The 18,146-nt window shown below is 69.3% G+C and carries 16 protein-coding genes, 1 tRNA gene and 1 pseudogene; 6 read left to right on the top strand and 12 right to left on the bottom strand.

Translation table 11 applies throughout. From position 1 onward, the window contains the following. Nucleotides 1–31: 31 nt before the first annotated feature. Nucleotides 32–370 (bottom strand): transcriptional regulator WblA, encoded by a 339-nt coding sequence (gene wblA / locus ACZ4NT_RS15260; RefSeq protein WP_183117030.1) that lies wholly within the window; start codon nt 368–370, stop codon nt 32–34. Nucleotides 371–778: 408 nt separating this feature from the next. Between wblA and ACZ4NT_RS15255 the strand changes: the two genes are divergently transcribed. Further along, nucleotides 779–3,046: a transglycosylase domain-containing protein gene (locus ACZ4NT_RS15255; RefSeq protein ID WP_467725645.1), complete on the top strand. Its 2,268-nt coding sequence runs from the start codon at nt 779–781 to the stop codon at nt 3,044–3,046. Between the two features lie 197 nt (nt 3,047–3,243). On the opposite strand, the gene ACZ4NT_RS15250 is transcribed toward ACZ4NT_RS15255, so the two are convergent. Beyond that, nucleotides 3,244–3,711 (bottom strand): GatB/YqeY domain-containing protein, encoded by a 468-nt coding sequence (locus ACZ4NT_RS15250; protein ID WP_467725643.1) that lies wholly within the window; start codon nt 3,709–3,711, stop codon nt 3,244–3,246. A gap of 185 nt (nt 3,712–3,896) precedes the next feature. On the opposite strand from ACZ4NT_RS15250, the gene ACZ4NT_RS15245 reads away from it, so the two are divergent. From ACZ4NT_RS15245 to ACZ4NT_RS15235, 3 genes are all read left to right on the top strand, one after another. Further along, nucleotides 3,897–4,823 carry a metallophosphoesterase gene (locus tag ACZ4NT_RS15245; RefSeq protein ID WP_121405209.1) on the top strand — a complete coding sequence of 309 codons (927 nt, stop codon included), beginning with the start codon at nt 3,897–3,899 and terminating at the stop codon, nt 4,821–4,823. Between the two features lie 276 nt (nt 4,824–5,099). Further along, nucleotides 5,100–5,879 carry a Pr6Pr family membrane protein gene (locus ACZ4NT_RS15240; protein WP_467725641.1) on the top strand — a complete coding sequence of 260 codons (780 nt, stop codon included), beginning with the start codon at nt 5,100–5,102 and terminating at the stop codon, nt 5,877–5,879. A gap of 34 nt (nt 5,880–5,913) precedes the next feature. Further along, a tRNA-Pro gene (locus ACZ4NT_RS15235) sits at nt 5,914–5,987 on the top strand. Between the two features lie 71 nt (nt 5,988–6,058). On the opposite strand, the pseudogene ACZ4NT_RS15230 reads toward ACZ4NT_RS15235, so the two are convergent. Continuing rightward, a pseudogene (locus ACZ4NT_RS15230) lies at nt 6,059–6,392 on the bottom strand (tyrosine-type recombinase/integrase); the annotation flags it as partial. Nucleotides 6,393–6,959: 567 nt separating this feature from the next. Beyond that, nucleotides 6,960–7,364, bottom strand: coding sequence for a DUF6000 family protein (locus ACZ4NT_RS15225; RefSeq protein WP_467725640.1), 405 nt, complete (start codon nt 7,362–7,364; stop codon nt 6,960–6,962). Nucleotides 7,365–7,596: 232 nt separating this feature from the next. Here ACZ4NT_RS15225 and ACZ4NT_RS15220 point away from each other — a divergent pair, with 232 nt between their 5' ends. Beyond that, entirely contained in the window at nt 7,597–7,917 is a 321-nt protein-coding gene (locus ACZ4NT_RS15220; protein WP_467725638.1) for a hypothetical protein, read from the top strand. A 67-nt stretch (nt 7,918–7,984) separates the two neighbouring features. Continuing rightward, nucleotides 7,985–8,311: a hypothetical protein gene (locus tag ACZ4NT_RS15215; protein ID WP_467725636.1), complete on the top strand. Its 327-nt coding sequence runs from the start codon at nt 7,985–7,987 to the stop codon at nt 8,309–8,311. A gap of 131 nt (nt 8,312–8,442) precedes the next feature. Here the strand turns inward: ACZ4NT_RS15215 and ACZ4NT_RS15210 are convergent, their stop codons facing one another. The 8 genes from ACZ4NT_RS15210 to lanKC form a co-directional block, all read right to left on the bottom strand. Continuing rightward, nucleotides 8,443–8,853 (bottom strand): hypothetical protein, encoded by a 411-nt coding sequence (locus tag ACZ4NT_RS15210; protein ID WP_467725634.1) that lies wholly within the window; start codon nt 8,851–8,853, stop codon nt 8,443–8,445. Nucleotides 8,854–9,162: 309 nt separating this feature from the next. Then, a complete protein-coding gene (gene rfbB, locus ACZ4NT_RS15205; protein WP_467725632.1) occupies nt 9,163–10,122 on the bottom strand; it encodes a dTDP-glucose 4,6-dehydratase in 960 nt (319 codons plus the stop codon). 151 nt (nt 10,123–10,273) lie between these two features. Next, a complete protein-coding gene (locus tag ACZ4NT_RS15200; protein WP_121405204.1) occupies nt 10,274–11,341 on the bottom strand; it encodes a glucose-1-phosphate thymidylyltransferase in 1,068 nt (355 codons plus the stop codon). Continuing rightward, the gene (locus ACZ4NT_RS15195) at nt 11,338–12,405 is read right to left on the bottom strand and encodes a glycosyltransferase family 2 protein (protein WP_467725631.1); all 1,068 of its coding nucleotides are present in this window, start codon (nt 12,403–12,405) and stop codon (nt 11,338–11,340) included. Before ACZ4NT_RS15195 ends, ACZ4NT_RS15200 begins: the two co-directional genes overlap by 4 nt. A 221-nt stretch (nt 12,406–12,626) precedes the next feature. Further along, nucleotides 12,627–13,205, bottom strand: a complete 579-nt coding sequence (locus ACZ4NT_RS15190; RefSeq protein WP_467725629.1) for a helix-turn-helix transcriptional regulator — start codon at nt 13,203–13,205, stop codon at nt 12,627–12,629. A gap of 250 nt (nt 13,206–13,455) precedes the next feature. Further along, a complete protein-coding gene (locus ACZ4NT_RS15185; protein ID WP_467725626.1) occupies nt 13,456–14,118 on the bottom strand; it encodes a GOLPH3/VPS74 family protein in 663 nt (220 codons plus the stop codon). A 43-nt stretch (nt 14,119–14,161) separates the two neighbouring features. Next, nucleotides 14,162–15,460 (bottom strand): YcaO-like family protein, encoded by a 1,299-nt coding sequence (locus tag ACZ4NT_RS15180; RefSeq protein ID WP_467725624.1) that lies wholly within the window; start codon nt 15,458–15,460, stop codon nt 14,162–14,164. Nucleotides 15,461–15,510: 50 nt separating this feature from the next. Next, nucleotides 15,511–18,120 carry a class III lanthionine synthetase LanKC gene (lanKC, locus tag ACZ4NT_RS15175; RefSeq protein ID WP_467725622.1) on the bottom strand — a complete coding sequence of 870 codons (2,610 nt, stop codon included), beginning with the start codon at nt 18,118–18,120 and terminating at the stop codon, nt 15,511–15,513. Nucleotides 18,121–18,146 lie beyond the last annotated feature (26 nt).

Raw genomic sequence — 18,146 nt, 5'->3', positions numbered from 1 at the left:
GGGCGCGGCATCCAGGTCCGAGGGACACCCCTCAGACCACCGCCGCGTAGTTCTCGTACACCTCTTCCTCATCGAGGGGCAGCAGGCCGGCACCACGCTCGTACTCCGTACGCGCGGTCTCCAGCAGCCGGCGCCACGACGTCACGGTCGGTCGCCTGCGCAGCAGTGCGCGGCGCTCGCGCTCCGTCATGCCACCCCACACGCCGAACTCGACGCGGTTGTCCAGCGCATCGGCGAGGCACTCCGTGCGCACCGGACATCCGGTGCACACCGCCTTCGCCCGGTTCTGCGCTGCTCCTTGAACGAACAGTTCATCCGGATCGGTAGTGCGGCAGGCCGCCTGCGCACTCCAGTCGGTTACCCAGCCCATACCGGCGCCGTCCTCTCCCGAATCGAGGCTCCCCCACGGCGGCAGCGGCATATTCACCGCCGCCAGTTGAGGACGTTACGGAAGGTGGGCACAGCGCAACACCCCCTTCGGGCCCAATCTTGAATGGTCCGAACGGACTATGCGTAAGCGGCAGATCACCCGGGGGAGTGAGCGGTGGACATACGTGAGCTTCCCGGCGAACCGGGACAGTTCAGTTGAGTCACAACGGACGCCTGCTGACACACAAGGCGGATTCGGACACGCCCCCAACAAAAAATCGGGAGACCTCCGGAACGATTCGGGGTCGCCGGACGTACTTGATACGTGGCCCTACTGCTGTGACAGTTGGGAGCAGCTTAGGCCAAGGCATATACGCGTGTCCGGCGAATGAGAACGTAGGCTGCCCTCATGCCAAAGAAGCGCTCGGGCGGTGGTCTGTCCCCATCGCAGCAGGCCGCCAAGTTCCTCGGTGTCAGTGTGCTCGCCGGAGCGGTGCTGGCCGGCATCGCGCTGCCCGCAGCCGGCGCGCTGGGTCTCGCGGCCAAGGGTTCCGTCGAGGGCTTCGACGAGATCCCCGCAAATCTCAAGCGCCCTCCGCTGAGCCAGCGCACCACCATCCTGGACAACCAGGGCGGCCAGATCGCGTCGGTCTACTCGCGCGACCGCACGGTGGTGGACCTCAAGGACATCTCGCCGTACATGCAGAAGGCGATCGTCGCCATCGAGGACTCGCGCTTCTACGAGCACGGCGCCGTGGACCTCAAGGGCATCCTGCGCGCGCTGAACCAGAACGCGCAGAGCGGCGGGGTCGCCCAGGGCGCGTCCACGCTGACGCAGCAGTACGTGAAGAACGTCTTCGTGGAGGAGGCCGGCGACGACCCGACCAAGGTCGCCGAGGCCACCCAGCAGACGCTCGGCCGCAAGATCCGCGAGCTGAAGTACGCGATCCAGATCGAGGAGAAGCTCGGCAAGAAGCGCATCCTCGAGAACTACCTGAACATCACCTTCTTCGGAGAGCAGGCCTACGGCGTCGAGGCCGCGGCCCAGCGCTACTTCTCCAAGTCCGCCAAGAAGCTGAACATCCAGGAGTCCGCGCTGCTCGCGGGCATCGTCCAGTCGCCCAGCCGGTACGACCCGGTCAACGACGAGGCGGAGGCCACCAAGCGGCGCAACACCGTGCTCCAGCGCATGGCCGAGGTGCACGACATCACCCGGCAGGAGGCCGAGAAGGCGAAGAAGAAGCCGCTCGGTCTCCACGTGAGCAAGCCGAAGAACGGCTGCATCACGGCCGTCAAGGGCGCCGGCTTCTTCTGCGACTACGTGCGCGAGGTCTTCCTGACCGACCCGGTCTTCGGCGAGACCAAGGAGGCCCGCGCCAAGGTCTGGAACCAGGGCGGCCTGACGATCCGTACGACACTCGACCCGCAGGCGCAGCGGTCCGCCCAGGCGTCGATCAAGGAGCACGTGAACAAGAGCGACGACGTGGCCACCGCCGCCACCGTCGTCGAGCCCGGCACCGGCAAGATCCTCGCGATGGGCCAGTCGCGTCCGTACGGCTTCGGCAAGCACGAGACGCAGATCAACCTCTCCGTCGACAAGGACATGGGCGGCGGAGCGGGCTACCAGCCCGGTTCCACGTTCAAGCCGATCGTGGCCGCGGCCGCGGTGGAGGGCGGCAAGCCGGCGACACAGCAGTACGCGTCGCCGTACGAGATGCAGTACCCGAGCCCGGTCTCCATCTGCGGCGGCAAGAACTGGACCAACCTCCAGGGCGAGAAGCTGACCAACGAGAACGAGTCGGAGCGCGGCCCGTACGGGATGAAGGAAGCGACCGCCAAGTCGGTCAACACCTACTACGTGCAGCTGATCAGCGACATCGGCATCTGCCCGGTGACCGACATGGCGAAGAAGATGGGCGTGGAGCGCGCCGACGGCGGCAAGATGGCTCAGGCGCCGTCGATCGCGCTCGGCACGCAGGAGATGTCCCCGCTGACGATGGCGAACGCCTACGCGACCTTCGCCTCCCGCGGGACGTACTGCACGCCGATCGCCATCGAGTCGATCAGCCAGACCGTCGGCGACGACAAGAAGTCCCTGCGGGTGCCGAAGTCGACCTGCTCGCGGGCGATGTCGGAGGGCACGGCCGACACCATCAGCACCCTGCTGAAGGGCGTGGTCGAGGACGGTACGGGCACGGAGGCCGGACTGTCCGGCCGCGCCAGCGCCGGCAAGACCGGTACGACCGACTACCGCTACGCGGCCTGGTTCGTCGGCTACACCCCGAACATGGCGGGCGCCGTCTGGGTCGGCGACCCCGCGCACAAGCGCCGGATGACCAACATCACCATCGGCGGCGTCTACCGCGACAAGGTCTACGGCGGTGAGGTCCCCGGACCGATCTGGCGCGACATGATGACCGGCGCCCTGCAGGGCAAGCCCGCACCGAACTTCAACCTCGTCGACATCCCCGACCCCGAGCCCGACAAGGGTCGCGACGACGGAGGCAACGGCGACGACGGCAACGGCAACGGCAACGGCCATGGGAACGACGGCGGTATGACGACCGACGGCGGCACCGACGGCGGCGCCTTCCCGACGCCCTCCTTCTCGATCCCCGAGGGCTTCATCCAGGGCCAGGGCAACGGCGGCAACGGGCCCGGAGGACGGAAGGGCTAGTGGCGGGGGCCGGGGTCCGGCTCCGCGCCCGGCGCGTACGACGGTGGGGGCGCCCCTGGTGAGGGGCGCCCCCACCGTCGTCGTACGGCACCGTCGTCGTACGGCCTCGGGGGCTGTGGCGCAGGGCCTCCGAGGGGGCGGGACCCGAGCGGGGCCCGCCCAGGGGGCGGCGCAGCCGCCCCCTGGGCGGCCGGAACTCAGCCGCCCGCGAGGAGCTGCTTGACCGTGGCGGCGACGCGGCCGCCCTCGGCCAGCCCGGCCACCTTCGGGTTCACGATCTTCATGACCTGCCCCATGGCGCGCGGACCCTCGGCACCGGCCGCCCTGGCCTCCTCGACGGCCTGGCCGACGATCTGCCGGAGCTCGTCGTCGGACAGCTGCTTGGGCAGGTACGCGGCGAGGATCTCGCCCTCCGCCTTCTCCCGCTCGGCCGACTCGGCGCGCCCGCCCTGCGCGAAGGCGTCCGCCGCCTCGCGGCGCTTCTTGGCCTCGCGGGTGATCACCTTCTGGACTTCGTCGTCGGAGAGCTCGCGCTTCGTCTTGCCCGCGACCTCCTCCTTGGTGATCGCGGCGAGGGTGAGCCGGAGCGTCGAGGAGCGGAGCTCGTCGCGCTCCTTGATGGCGGAGTTGAGGTCTTCCTGCAGCTTCGACTTGAGCGTGGTCATGGCGTCGATTGTCGCAGGTGTGGCGACACGAACGCCCGCTGATTTAGCGGGCGCCTCCGCGTTGCCCGTTCCGGGAGTTGCCCCGGCGCATTGATCGGAACGTTGCGGGGACTTCCGGGAGTACAGGCTCCCCACCCTGTCCACAGGCGTGCGTCGGTGCTGCCGGGGTCTGACACGATGGACGTATGCGCGCGCGATACGGAGTACCCCTGGGAATCACGGCGGTGGGCGCCGCCGGTCTGTTGTACGCGGCGGGTTTCGAGGCCCGCTCGTTCCGACTGCGGCGGGTGACGGTCCCGGTCCTGCCACCGGGGATGCGTCCGCTGCGGGTGCTCCAGGTCTCCGACATCCACATGGTGAGCGGCCAGCGCAAGAAGCAGCACTGGCTGCGTTCCCTCGCGGGACTGCGCCCCGACTTCGTCCTGAACACCGGGGACAACCTCTCGGACCCGGCGGGCGTCCCGGAGGTGCTGGACTCGCTGGGCCCCCTGATGGAGTTCCCCGGGGCGTACGTCTTCGGGTCGAACGACTACTACGGCCCGACGCTCCGCAACCCGGCCCGGTACCTGTTCGAGAAGGCCCAGGGCCGACACGGCTTGAACGGCAACGCCCCGGCGTCCAACGTGGTCCACAACCCCTGGGAGGACCTGCGGGACGGCTTCGACTCGGCGGGCTGGCTGAACCTGACGAACACCCGCGGGACGCTGAAGATCGAGGGCGCCTCGGTGGAGCTGACCGGCGTCGACGACCCCCACATCAAGCGTGACCGCTACGCGCGTGTGGCCGGCGGTCCCTCGGAGTCGGCGGACTTCTCGATGGGCGTCGTGCACGCCCCGTACCTGCGCAGCCTGGACGCCTTCACGGCCGACGGTTACCCGCTCATCCTGGCCGGGCACACCCACGGCGGCCAGATCTGTCTCCCCTTCTACGGCGCCTTCGTCACCAACTGCGACCTGGACACCGACCGGGTCAAGGGACTGTCCCGGCACCACGCGGAGGGCCGGACGTCGTACCTGCACGTCTCGGCGGGCTGCGGCGCGAGCCGCTACACGCCGGTCCGGTTCGCGTGCCCGCCGGAGGCGTCGCTGCTGACGCTGGTGCCGCGGAAGTAGGGCGCCGGGGGGGCGGGGGCGACGCTGCTGACGCGGGCGGGGGGCCGCGTCGCCCGGGGCCGGCCTCGCCCCGGTCCCGCCAGAGGGGTCGGGACGGCACCTTGTTCACGCCACCGGGTTCGGGAGGGCACCGAGGTGGCCGTGACGTCGCTGACGCGATGATGTCGGTGACCCAGTGACCTCGGTGACCTCGGTGAACGAGGGTTTCCCCGGGAACGTAACCCACTCAGCTTGTCCCGTATCGCCCGAATCGTGACCCCCACTTAGCGTGGGGCCATGACCGCCCCCATACCCAGGGACATACCGGATCTCCCAGCGATCCCCGGCATCCCCGCACCGGCCCCGTTCATCGTCCCCGCGAGCGCGGTGATGGCGCCCGCACCCCGCCGCGCCACTGCCGTCTTCCGCCTGCTGGTGGCCCTGGCGGCCGTGGCGGGCATCGCCATGGAACTGAGGTGGGCGACCCCCGTCCGGGTCCTGAGCTACTTCACGATCCAGAGCAACCTCCTGCTGGCCGTGGTCCTCCTCGCTTCGGCCCGGCGCGCCTGGGCGGCCCGCCGTCCGCTGCCCCCGCTGCTGACCGGCGGAGCCCTGCTCTACATCGTGATCACGGGTCTCGTGTACCACGTGATCCTGGCCAACGCCGCCAGCCCCTTCTCGATGACGGGCGACGCGCCCGGAGGCTGGCACGCGGTCGCGAACCATCTGCTGCACACGGTGACACCGATCGCGGCGGCGGTGGACTGGCTGCTGCTCACCAGTCCGGCGCCGGTACGGGTGAGCCAGGCGGCGGCCTGGCTGCTGTACCCCTTGGCCTACCTGGCCTTCTCCGTCGTCCGCAGCGCGATGATCCCCTCGGGCTCGTCCGCGCGGTACCTGTACCCGTTCCTGGACATGGACCGCCACGGCCAGCTCGGCGTTCTCAGCAACGCCCTGCTCCTGGGCCTGGCCTTCTACGCCCTCGCGCTGCTCCTGGTCGCCGTCGACCGTCTCCGCCCCGACCCGGTCCGCCGCCGCGCGAAAACCGGATTTCGTCTCCAGCCACCGGTGGGCTAAAGTAAACGACGTCGCCGCGACAAACGGCGACGATCGGGGTGTAGCGCAGCTTGGCAGCGCGCTTCGTTCGGGACGAAGAGGTCGTGGGTTCAAATCCCGCCACCCCGACACAGGTCAGAGGCCACATACCAGTCTTGGTATGTGGCCTCTGTCGTGCTCGAGGGGCCAAACGAATTTGATCAGGTCACCGCGTCGCCCTCTTCGTCGTCCTCCGCAGCCCCTCCTTCCTGCTCTTCGGCGAAGATGTCGTCCATCGCTTCGGCACCCTGCGTGATCACAGTTCGGAGCTGCTGCGGTAGACCGCTTCTGTGGCCGTCTGACTGCTGTGACCGACTAGGAGCGCGATCCGCTCCAGGGGGATGCCGTGGTCCGAGAGCAGGGACACGAAGCTGTGCCGGCGTTCCCGGGGGGTCCACTCAGCTCCAGTCCGGCTTTCTTCACGATGACCTTGAAATCTCGCCGGACGTTGGCGGCGTCGAGCGGCTCACCGCTCCGGGTGGTGAAGACGCGGCCGGTCAGGAGGTCTCACCCTGTCTGGTGACGCTCAGCGCCAGCGGGGAGCAGTTCGGGAAGCTCCCTCTCAGTCAGGTGGATCCAGCGCAGTGCCTCAGAGGACTCAACGCTCTGGTGTCCCCCAACCCCTACGATCTCGAACCGATCCGCCCCATCGTCGAGTTCGACCTGTCGAAGTACCGGCTCATGGACAGCATTGGATGTAGTTGCCGGCCTGTACAGCCGGCCCGTGCTGGTGAAGCTGACGCCCACCGAGTTCGAGCACCTGATTCGCCGACTGTTCGAGGCGATCGGCATGGAGGCCCGGGGCCATTGACGACCAACGATGACTACCGGGCGGCGCACGAGTCAACGGCCCCTGAACAGCAAACCCAGCACACCAAGATCCCCGACAAGGCCCAGGGCAAGACGAAGCAAGTAGATTCCCTCAATCATCAGTGGCGGTCACACCGAGCCCATGCGTCGAACAGCGTCCGGCAGCCTCATCAGCGAAAGCGCAGAGCTGGCCGATGAACTCACGGTAGTTGTCGGGGGTGTCGCGGTCCTGCTGGGCGGCCCGTCGATCCACTACCGCCAGAGCCCGTTCGCAGCGAGGAACCGCACCGTGTGGTCAGCACCGAGCTTGGCGTCGAGCAACAAGAGCGCGCCGAGGGCGGCCGCCTGGTCGTGGTAGAGGTCAGGGCGAGGAAGGTACCGGTCCAGGTATGTGACCAATGGGTCAGAGTCGGCAGAGGTGCCGAAGGTCGCCAGCGCGACGCAGTACGCCTGCCCCGCGTAGGGGCCTTCACTGGCGAGCAGGAGTTCACCGAGGCACTCCCGGAACTCGGTCCTGCCGCCCACGGCGATCAGCCAGGCTGCCGTCTTGCGCTCACGGCATCCTCCATCGAGCAGCCCGCTCAGTTCACGAGGGCTGATCTCGCTGGCAGCCTTGCCCGGCTTCTGCATGAACTTCGCTGCACCGCGCCCACTCATACCCAGGAGAACCTCCCGCCGGTCGGAGGCGCCACTGCGGCATTAAGTCTTTTGGAATTCAACATTACAGGCAATGCGTTCACGCCAATGGCTGGTTCTCGTCGCCATGGAACGAAAAGCTCAAATGATCCTCAAATTCCGAAACTCAATTGACACGCTTTTCATTTTCCTCATAGGTTGTGGATGTTCCTCATGACCAGGGGAACGGAAACCGAAACAAACGGGGATCTGAGTGCGCACGAAAGCAAAGATTATTCTCGCGGGATCCGCAATGCTCGGCCTGGTGCTCTCGGCGCCCGCCACGGCGTCGGCCGCCGCTTCGGGGCGGCCGACGGGCTGCACGCAGCAGGTCGCGGGCGACAAGATGACTGTGGCGAGGTGCGCCAGCTCGCACGGCGGACACTACCGCGCCACCGCGGTGTGCAAGGACACCGATAACGGCCGCATCTATCTCTTCGATGGCGACTGGCGGAATAACGGCTCGTTCTCCAAGGCCTACTGCCAGGGATCGTCAAGGGTGCAGAGCGCCGGCATCGAAACCAAGGTGACCTGAGGTGAGGCGTCTGCCTCCCACGCACGGAAAAACCTCCGAACACCGCACAGCGAAAGGGTCCACACCCATGAAGAAATGGTCGATTCTCGCTATGAGTGGCGTGGTAGCCGCCCTCTCCCTCGGATTTCAGGGTGCGGCATCCGCAGCGCCCACGGGGGCGACTGCTTGGCCGACGGGTTGCACCTACAAGACCAATTACAACAACGGTGCCATGGCCAAGTGCGATGACAACCACGGTGGCCACTACAAGGCCAGCGCCAACTGTAAGCGCCTGGACGGTGGCGGCATTGTCGTCATCGATGCTCCCCGCTGGCGTTCGAACGGCTGGTCGCAGGTCTTCTGCCCGCCACTGACGAAGTTCACCTCGGCCGGGATCATCACCAAGGCCTCCTGAGGGGAACGCCTGGGGGACCCGACCCACTCCCCTGCGGCGGTAAGTGTTCAACTGCGTGACGGAGGGGCCCCCGCCGGGTTGGCGGGGGCCCTCTGGTGTCGGCGCCGCGGTGGGTCGGTACGGGTGTGGAGCTACTGGGCCGGTGTCGGTGACGTGCCTCTTCGCTTCAGGGCCGTGATCACCGCCGACACCGCCGCCGTTGCCCCCAGGCTTCCCAGCATGACCAGCCCCACGCCGATCACGAAGAGACCGCTGCTGTCATCCGACCAGTCGTAGTACGCGGCGGCGGTCAGGCCGGCCGTGGTGCCGAGGACGACGCTCGGGACATGGCCCCGGAAGGCCGCCCAGCAGACCGAGGCCAGCAGGGTCAGGACCAGGCCGATCACCTGCCATGCCTCGTACGGGCCGGTCGTCGAGCCGTCGGGGTGCACGTCGCGGTGCTGGTCCCAGCCCAGCCAGGCGGCCCAGAGTCCCACGCTCACCCCGGCCAGGACGAGGAACGTGATGAGCGGGCGGATGTCGGTCGGTCGTCGTTGCTCCATGTCCCCCAGCCTCGCCGTCGGCCTTGTCCGCGCACAGAGTTCCCGTACTCAGGTGCGTCCGAGTACTTCGCTTCATTTCCGTCGGCACCGGCGTCCCTTCGTGTCCTCCCGTGCCCGTAGAGCCCGATCTCAGAGAGGGTCGGGCCCTCGGCGTCGTCGCCACCACCGAGGCGACCCTCCACTCCGTCGCCTGCCATCGGAGGAGAGTGCCCGCCCCGCCCGGTCCCGCCGGCTTCACGCGTGATCCGAGGCGGCACCTCCCGGGTCGGAGGTTCTGCGGCGGAGAGTCGGGCCTCGGCAGTGCGGCACTCAGTCGCGCAGGGCGCTCCACCAGGAACGGTTCTCCCGGTACCAGGTCACCGTGGAGACCAGGCTCTCGTCGAAGAGGTGCCGAGGCTCGTAGCCCAGTTCGTTGCGGATCTTGGACCAGTCGACGGAGTAGCGGGCATCGTGGCCCTTGCGGTCCTCGACGTGCACCACACTCCCCCAGTCCCGGCCGCAGGCGTCCAGGAGCCGATCGGTGAGCTGCTTGTTGGAGAGTTCCGTACCACCGCCCACGTTGTAGACCTCGCCGGGGCGGCCGCCTTCCAGGACGAGCCGGATGGCACGGCAGTGGTCGTCGACGTGCAGCCAGTCGCGGATCTGCCCGCCGTCTCCGTACAGCGGGACGGAACGCCCGTCGAGCAGGCGGGTGACGAAGAGCGGGATGATCTTCTCGGGGTACTGGTACGGCCCGTAGTTGTTCGAGCAGCGCGTGATGCGTACGTCCAGGCCGTGCGTACGGTGGTAGGCGAGGGCCAACAGGTCGGAACCCGCCTTGGCCGCGGCGTAGGGGGAGTTGGGGGCGAGGGGCTGCTCCTCGGTCCAGGAGCCGACCGGGATCGAGCCGTACACCTCGTCCGTGGAGACGTGGACGAAGGTGCCGAGGCCGGCGCGCACGGCCGCCTCCAGCAGGGTCTGGGTTCCCAGCACGTTGGTGGAGGCGAAGCCGGCGCCCGCGGCGATCGAGCGGTCGACGTGCGACTCGGCGGCCAGGTGCACCACCGCGTCGTGCTCGGCCATCAGCTCGGCCACCCGTCCGGCGTCGAGAATGTCCCCGCGGACGAAACGCAGCCGAGGATCGCCCGAGACGGGCGCCAGGTTGGCCGGGTTGCCCGCGTAGGTGAGCACGTCCAGGACGGTGACGGCACCGGTGGCGGGGTCGGACAGCAGCGACCTGACGAAGTGCGAGCCGATGAAGCCGGCCCCTCCGGTGACAAGGATTCTCATGGCGGGAGTCGCGGTCTTTCGTGTCGGAGGGGAGGACTTTTGCTGGGTCCGGAGGCGCCTGTGGACCTCCTGCGGAGGGCCGTCGAAAAGATCCTCCGGTGGAACTTCGGCAGCTCTCCGAGGGCGCCCGGAGGGTGTCTCGGGGGATGTTTCAGGAAGCGATCTGGATCTGGCTGTGGTCACCGAGGACCAGCCGGTGTGCCCTCGGCGCCCTCACCGCTCCGGATACCTGGACGTGGCGGCCGATGAGCGAGCCCTCGATCCGGCCCGCGTCCTCGACGCGCGAGCCCTGGAGGACGATGGAGAACTCCACCTCGCTGCCGCTGATCCGGCAGTCGTCGGCAATGGAGGTGAAGGCCCCGATGTGAGCGTCGCTGACCAAGGTGCCGGCGCCGATGACCACGGGACCGACGATCCTCGACCGTACGATGCGGGCGCCGCGCGCGATGCTGACCCGGCCCACGATCTCACTCGCGTCGTCCACCCACCCCGCGACGGAGGGTTCCAGGGTTTCCAGCACGGCACGGTTGACCTCCAGCATGTCGGACACGTTCCCGGTGTCCTTCCAGTAGCCGGTGATGGTGGTCGCGCCGACGGTGTGCCCGGAGTCGACCAGCCACTGGATGGCGTCGGTGATCTCCAGCTCGCCGCGCGCCGAGGGCACGCAGGCGGCGACGGCCTCGTGCACCGCGGGGGTGAAGAGATAGACACCGACGAGTGCCAGGTCGCTGCGGGGTGCCGGGGGTTTCTCCTCCAGGCGCAACACGGCACCGTCCGGGCCCAGTTCGGCGACGCCGAACATCGAAGGGTCCGCGACCTTGGTGAGCAGGATGCGTGCGTCCGGCCGTTCGCGACGGAACTGTCCCACCATGTCGGCGATCCCGCCGACCACGAAGTTGTCACCGAGGTACATCACGAAGTCGTCGTCGCCGAGCCAGTCCCGGGCGACGAGCACGGCGTGAGCCAGCCCCAGCGGGGCTTCCTGCTCCAGATACGTGATCCGGGCCCCGAAACCGGATCCGTCGCCGAGCGCCGCCCGTATCGCCTTCCCGGTCCCTCCGACGACGACACCGATCTCCGTGATGCCGGCCGCCACGATCGACTCGATGCCGTAGAAGAGCACGGGCTTGTTGGCGACGGGAACCAGCTGCTTGGCGGCGGTGTGGGTGATGGGCCGCAACCGGGTGCCCGTGCCGCCGGCGAGGACGAGTGCCTTCATCGGCTCGCACACTCCGTCCGGTCCCCGGCGCACTCCGCGGCGGCCGCGTCGAGGAGCGCGAACAATCTCGGCTGGCTCCGTCGCACCGACGACGCGATGCGCTCAGCGTGTTCCGTGGTGGCGCAGCGCAACGGCTGGGCCACCGTGTAGCGGGCCCCCTGTCTCACGACCACGAGGTCCGCCCAGAGGTCCTGAGCGGCGCCTCTGGCCCGGGCGAGGTCGGCTGCCGGGTCGCCCTCCCAGCCCAGGGGCCTGATGAAGCGGTCGTCCGCCACCAGGCGGGCCAGCCAGTCGTCGGTGTCCGCGAGCTGCGCTGCCCGGTAGCGGGCTTCGTCCCGCCCGGAGCGCAGCAGCCGGAGCATCGCGCGCGCCGTCGCGGGCTCGTCGAAGACGGCCAGTGGCAGCCACTGGCGTGCCGGTATCCGGTGCCGGCGCGTGGAACTGTCGTCCAGCAGTACGGCCGTGCGGTCGGACACCGTGGTGAAGCGCGCACCCGCGTCGGTCATCCGCAGCCACAGGTCCCAGTCCTCGAGGCCGGCCCCCGCCCGCCAGCCGCCGGCACGCTCCGCGAGGCCCCGCCGATGTGCCACCCGAGACGGCTCGAAGACCACGCCGAGCAGCTGGAACTCGGGGTGCCAGCACATCTCGTACGGCTGCGAGGCCGCCGTGCGCGTGCCGTCGCCGGAACGGAGTTCGAAGCCGGTGGCCACGAGCTCCGCACCGCGATCGATCAGCGGGAGGATCACCTCCAGGTGGTCCTCCCGCCACTGGTCGTCGTGGTCGAGATAGGCCACGGTCCCACCCCGCGCCGCGGCCAGCGCGACGTTCCTGGGGCCGCTGGGGTGGCCGTGTCGCCGGGTGCGCAGCAGTTTGATCCGCGGATCGGTGCGGGCGGCGCGGCGTACCCACGCGTCGGTGTCGTCGGTACTGCCGTCGGACACCACCAGGAGTTCCCAGTCGGCAATCGTTTGGGCGCTCACCGATGCGAGGGTGTCCACAATCGGGCGGGACCGGTTGTACGTGGGGCAGATCACCGATGCCCGGGGCCCTGCGGAGTTCTCCATATGTGCAACTTTCCGCGCCGTGAGACCGGAGTTCCTGTGTGCTGCGCCGGTCCGGTGGGATTCCCCACGGGGGCGTGTCGCATTACCTGGAAAATGACGAGTCGCCACTTCTCGGAATTCGTGGCGCGGACACCTGCGGCGCATTTCGAGGTTAGCGGCCCGCGCCGAGCGCCACACCCACCGGCGGACGAGTCCTTCCCCTCCTCGGGGAGGGGGCCCGGTCACGCCGCGAAGTGAACCGGCAACGCCTGTGAATGCCAGCGAACGGCGAGCTGGGCGCGGTCCCGGCAGTGCAGTTTGCGCAGCACGTTCGACACATGGAACTTGACCGTGCTGCGCTCGATGGTGAGCTGCTCGGCGATCTCCACGTTGGAGAAGCCTTCGGCGACCAGCATGGCGACGCCCTTCTCCCGGTCGGTGAGCAACGTGACGTCGGCCGACGGCGGTTGGGGCGGCAGGGGGCGCCCCGCGCGGCCCGAGAGCAGAGCAGGTACCAGTTCCGGCGAGATCCAGCCCCGCCCGTTCAGTACCTCACGTACCGCGGTGACGTATCCGTGGTCGGCGTCGTCGCGGTCGATGATCCCGGCGATCCGGACGTCGACCGGCGACCGCCAGAACGTGTCGCCCCTGCCGTCGACGAGGACGATGATCCGCGTGCCCCAGCGGGCGAGCGATCCCTCGGCGGCCACGGCGCCCGATTCAACTATCGTCACGTCGCCGGGATTTATGGACTGGGCCGCCCTGCCCCGCTCCTGGTGTCCGACGACGAGCCATCCGGGCACGGACAGTACGTCGGTCATCCTTCGCCGGAGCGACGGAGAACTGACGGCAAGACAAATGCGATTCACGCTTCCCCCGAAAATCTGAGCACATCGCGGTGGGAAACCCGGGCTGGTCAGGCTCGGTTGTGCCCCCGCGGCAACCTTGATCAGTAGCGGGAAGTTAACACATGCGTACACAGGCACCAATGGCCGGTGGCGGCAGGCACGGAGAATTTGAGGAAGAACTGAGGAACCCCGTCCTCAGTCGTTCCCGTTCTCCCGCCAGGCCTCAGTTGCCGGTATTGACCACGGCTACCGCCGTCGATGCCGAGTAGGTCGACAGGGCCACGTACACCGAATCGACCAGTTGCTTCATGACGGGCTCCGCCCAGTGCCCCTCGGCCACTTCGGCCATCCGCTTCTTCACCGCTGCCTGATCGGCGTCGGCGAACACCAGCGTGTGCAGACCGCCGACGTGGAGCAGCACCACCAGAGCGGCCGTGCGCGCGTCCGGCTCCTCGCCCTCCAGCACCACGGCCGCGAGCTTGTGGCGCACCTGCTCCTCGGCCGTGCCGTCGGCCTCCGGGTAGCGGCTCGTGGGAAAGACGCCCCAGCGCCGCGTCTTCTCCTCGCGTATGACGCCCTTGGCGAGCAGCCCCTCACGCGCCCCCTCGGCGGCTTCCTTCCGCAGTCGGAAGATCCACGCCTGAGCGTCCTCCCGCTTCTCCTGTGCCGCGATCCGTTCGAGCGTCTCGTCGAGCACGGGAATACCCAGCGGCGTGGGATCGGTGACGACGAGGTGGCCGCCCTCCAGGCGAACCCGGTTCGCGAGCGCGAGTTCCAGGATGGAGGCGCTGGAGATCATGTACTCGGACTGCGGTTGCAGGTGGGGCGCTCCGGTGGTGTCGTCGAGCGACAGGAGCATGATCTGCTCGCCGAGTGTGGTGTCCATGCTGATGGTCCTCTCCTCCTGTTGGTCTGCAAAACGTTTCTGATCAGGGCAACGGATGGGGGCGGTCCCGGCAGGAAGCCCCTGCCGCCGCCGGCAGCCCGGTCCGGGCCTCGGCCGTCCGGAGCCGCTCCGCGTTCCAGCTGAAAACGTGGGACTCGGTCATCCGCAGCTGCTGGTATCCGACCGGGACGACCTTCACCGCGGCCCAGCCCATCTTCCGCAGTGCGGTCGGCAACCGGTGCGTCAGGTCGATCGCGAGCGGGTCCGCCCCGTCGGCGAGCAGTCCCTCGATGATCTCGGGGGTCGTCACCGGCTGTGCCGCGCGCGGGGCCTGCGGCGCTCCGAAGGCGGCCGCCCACTCGCCCACGAGTGCGAAGCACTGCCGGGAGGCGACGTACCGAAGCCGGTCGTCGTCGTCCCTGATATCGGCCGGGGCTTCCCCGTACCCATGGCTCTCGCGCTGGTTCACTACGGCCGAGCGTATCTGGAGGGCCTCCTGGAGCGAGCCGAGCATGCTCCAGCCGACCTCGTCCGTGGCGTTGCAGCCGACGGTCGCCAGAGGCTGCGGGCCGGTCTCGTCGATGACCACCGCGACGGTGCAGACCACGCCGGGAACACCGGTCGGCAGATCCGCGAGGACCGGTTCGAGCCCGGCGGCCCGCGCTGTTCTCCAGAGCCTCAGCAGAGTCCGCCAGTTCGCGTTTGCCTTGCCGGTGCGCACGCGTGCGGCGTCGACGGCCCCGATGTCGATCCGTCTCGGCCGCAGACGGCGCTCCCACGCGACGAGGAGCGCGTCCCGTTCGATCGTCTCCAGCAGAGCGGACCGCAGCGCCATGTCGTACCCCTGCCCGGATGCCGCTCCCGAAGGGCCCTGGTCGAATCCCTCCGCCTCCGCGGCGCGCGCGGGGTAGTCGACCAGGCCCGCGGGGACCAGGACGTCCGCGCCGTCCCGGAGCCGTCGCGCCGGATACCAGGTCAGAGTCCGCTCGGCGGTCCGCGGGTCGCCGAGGGCGACTCCGGGACCGGCGAAGCACAGTGCGCGGGAACCGAGAGCGCCCCGGGTGGCCCGGACGGTCCCCTGCGGCGGCTCGGCCTGCGGGAAGAGCGCGTACCGCTCCACGGCTTCACCCGCGCCCCGGACCAGCGCGTCCATGCGCGAGTGCCCGTAGGCGCCGACGACGCGCGGTGTCAGCGCCTGAGCCGGGTTCTCTGCACGGCTCGTGCCGCAGGAGAGCCTGACCAGGGCTCGCCACAGCAGATCGTCCGGGGGCGCGGGGGGCAGCATCCCCGATGTCTCCGCCAGTCCGTTGCCCGGGTCGAGCGTGGCCAAGAAGTCGATCATCAGCGGGATCCTGCCGTGGGGCGATGGGAGGGCATTTGGAGCGGCGGCGGTCAGAGGAACGGCAGGCGGACGCGACGGTCGCTCCACGCGGCGCTGAGGGCGAGGAGCACACCCGCTGTGCCCGTCGCCAGGTCGGAGGAGATCCGCAGGGACTCCTGACCGAGAAAGGCGGGACTGCCCTGGTGGCGCACGGCATTGAGACCGAGTCCTGTCAGGTGCCGGCGCAGTACGGGGTCCGCCTCGGCGGTGTGCGCCCGGACCGGGGTGTCCGCGGGGGCCTCGTCCGCGCGGACCGCGGTGTCCGCCAGCCGCAGGCGCGTCATGATGACGCCCGCCCGTCCGCTCAGCAGCCCGGCCTGCGGCACGAAGGGGAGCCCGGTCGCCACGAGTACCGCGTCGCGGGCCTGGGCCAGTTCGGGGTCCGGGCGCCGTGCGAGCAGGTCGTGCAGCACCATGCCCGTACCACCGCTGCCCGCCGCGATCAGGGGCAGCCTCCCCGTGGTGCCCTCAGCGAACGGCGCTCCCGGTGTCCAGCCGAAAACGTCCAAATCGCGTCGCAGCGCTTGAACCGCGTAGTCCAGCAGTTCTTCGTCACCCGTCTGTTCGTGGAGCCGTAGCAGGAGCAGCGCGGCGCCGGACTCCCCGCGCAGGAGCCCCGCGGCGGGCCGGCGCTCCGGAGGTGCGGACGCCGCGGGTGCCTGGTGGACGATCCGCTCGGCGATCCGCACCGCGTCGTCGAGGAGCCGGCGCTCGCCGGTGGTTCGGGCGAAGTGCAACAGGGTCAGCCCGACTCCGGCGAGACCGTCGTGAAGGCTGTGGTCGAGGTCCTCGAGGGAGGCCTCCGCGATCCTGCCGACGAGTTCGGCGGCGGCGCCGGTGCGGCCGAGGCGGTCCAACGCGTAGGCGATACCGCCCAGTCCGCCGTAGAGCCCGGGCCGCGCGTCGTTGAGAGCCCGCGCCCGGTCGGTGAGCCAGTCGAGGTGCTCCTCGGGGATGCGAACCCCCGACTCGCCGAGAGCCCACAGCACGCCTGCCGCGCCGTGCGCCAGATTGAGCCCGCCCTCCGGAGTGAAGAACTGCTCGGCATCGCCCGGGAAGAGCCGGTCCTCGCGGCCGGGTTGGGCTGTCGTGAGCACGCCGTCGCCGAGAGCCTGGAGCAGTTCGGGCCGGTCCGCCGGGTCGGGTACGCGCCACGCCGGACCGGAGCGCGGGTCGCCGCCGCTGCCGTCGTCGCCGATCGCCCGGCCGGTCACGGATCCCAGATCGCGGTGGACGCGCTCGGCGAAGTTCTCCGGCACCGGGTAGAAGGACGTGATGACGTCGATCAGCTCGTCGGCCTTCTCCGGCGCCCAGGACAGGACGGCCACCAGCGGAGCGAAGAGCGCGAGCCGCAGACAGCCCAGCGCATAGCGGTCGATGGCACAGCCGGTGTGGCCCGCCGGAGCGATGAAGCCCACCGCGCCCATCGTCTGTGCGGTCGTGGACTCCGGCGAGCCGGCCGTCTCGAAGTCGATGAAGACGACGCGGCCGTCGGGCCGGACGAGGATGTTGCCCGGGTGCAGGTCGGCGAAGACGACACCGCGCTCGTGCATGCCGTCGATGCCCCGCTCGATCTGGTCGACCACGTCCAGGGCCCAGGCCGTGTACCGCTCGATGCTCTCGGCGGAGCAGTGGCCCTGGAGCAGCGGATTGCGCCGGACGAGCTCCTTGGAGAGGGGTGTCCCCTCCACGTACTCCCGCACCAGGAAATAGTGCTCGTGCCCCTTGCGGTAGTCGATCAGCCGCGGGATGCAGGGCAGTCCGGCGAGCCGGCGCAGCGCCCAGTGCTCCTGTTCGTGGCGGGCGACGGCATCGCGTCCTTCCGCGTCGAGACCGGCGTGCGGGCGCGCCTCGCGCAGCAGGACGTCGGTGCCGTCCCGGGTGTCCGTGCCCCGGTACACCCCGCCGCCGTTGGAGAAGTGCACCGCCTCGGTGACGCGGAACGGGAAGTCCCGGAGGGTGCCCGCGTTGCGGGCGGCGATCGAGTCGGCCAGGCAGGCGGGTGGTGTCACCCACTCGGGCGGCCGGAACCCCGGTCCGCGCCGGTCGGGGACGAGCGAGCCGTCCGGCGCCTCGATGCAGTGGATCAGCTCGCCCGACGGTGACCGTACGGCCTGGAGGACGAAGCCTCCGTAGCGGACGTAGAGCGGACCGGAGCGGTACCTGAGGTCGCTGAGGATGTACGGCCCGCTCTCCCCGTCCAGCAGATCGCCGAGTTCGCGGAGGATCTGTCCGAAGTGCGCCTCGTCGAGCGGGTAGATGGTGACGAACTTGCCGCTGCCGCTGCGATCGCCGTACTTGCCGTTACGCCGCTGGAGCAGGCCCGCGCTGCGGATGAACTTGAACATCACCTGCTCGGCACTGCAGTACTTCGCGACGACGTCGAGGATGTGCGCGGCATTGTCCAGGGTCGCCGAGACGTGGATCTTCCAGCCCTGGCGGGGCAGCACCACGCCGGGTGGCGACAGCACCACCCACTCGGTGCCCGGTGTGCGCGCCCAGCCTTCGGGCAGCGTCTCGTGGGTGAGCGCGAAGTCGTCCTCCGCTGCTGCGGCCCGGGCCGGCAGGTCGAAGAACGCCGTGCCGGGCGGGCAGAAGTGCAGATGCCGAATGATGTCCATGACGTCCTGGTTCCTTGTCCCGGTCG

It is taken from the genome of Streptomyces sp. NPDC026417 (assembly GCF_055567695.1).
This window is presented reverse-complemented; position numbering and strand designations above follow the sequence as displayed.

Coding starts and splice junctions, on each gene's coding strand:
- ACZ4NT_RS15225 (WP_467725640.1), bottom strand. CDS start 7,364: ATGAGTGGGCGCGGTGCAGCGAAGTTCATGCAGAAGCCGGGCAAGGCT.
- ACZ4NT_RS15190 (WP_467725629.1), bottom strand. CDS start 13,205: ATGACCGACGTACTGTCCGTGCCCGGATGGCTCGTCGTCGGACACCAG.
- ACZ4NT_RS15185 (WP_467725626.1), bottom strand. CDS start 14,118: ATGGACACCACACTCGGCGAGCAGATCATGCTCCTGTCGCTCGACGAC.
- ACZ4NT_RS15255 (WP_467725645.1), top strand. CDS start 779: ATGCCAAAGAAGCGCTCGGGCGGTGGTCTGTCCCCATCGCAGCAGGCC.
- ACZ4NT_RS15240 (WP_467725641.1), top strand. CDS start 5,100: ATGACCGCCCCCATACCCAGGGACATACCGGATCTCCCAGCGATCCCC.
- ACZ4NT_RS15180 (WP_467725624.1), bottom strand. CDS start 15,460: ATGATCGACTTCTTGGCCACGCTCGACCCGGGCAACGGACTGGCGGAG.
- ACZ4NT_RS15200 (WP_121405204.1), bottom strand. CDS start 11,341: ATGAAGGCACTCGTCCTCGCCGGCGGCACGGGCACCCGGTTGCGGCCC.
- ACZ4NT_RS15215 (WP_467725636.1), top strand. CDS start 7,985: ATGAAGAAATGGTCGATTCTCGCTATGAGTGGCGTGGTAGCCGCCCTC.
- wblA (WP_183117030.1), bottom strand. CDS start 370: ATGGGCTGGGTAACCGACTGGAGTGCGCAGGCGGCCTGCCGCACTACC.
- ACZ4NT_RS15245 (WP_121405209.1), top strand. CDS start 3,897: ATGCGCGCGCGATACGGAGTACCCCTGGGAATCACGGCGGTGGGCGCC.
- rfbB (WP_467725632.1), bottom strand. CDS start 10,122: ATGAGAATCCTTGTCACCGGAGGGGCCGGCTTCATCGGCTCGCACTTC.
- ACZ4NT_RS15250 (WP_467725643.1), bottom strand. CDS start 3,711: ATGACCACGCTCAAGTCGAAGCTGCAGGAAGACCTCAACTCCGCCATC.
- ACZ4NT_RS15210 (WP_467725634.1), bottom strand. CDS start 8,853: ATGGAGCAACGACGACCGACCGACATCCGCCCGCTCATCACGTTCCTC.
- ACZ4NT_RS15195 (WP_467725631.1), bottom strand. CDS start 12,405: ATGGAGAACTCCGCAGGGCCCCGGGCATCGGTGATCTGCCCCACGTAC.
- lanKC (WP_467725622.1), bottom strand. CDS start 18,120: ATGGACATCATTCGGCATCTGCACTTCTGCCCGCCCGGCACGGCGTTC.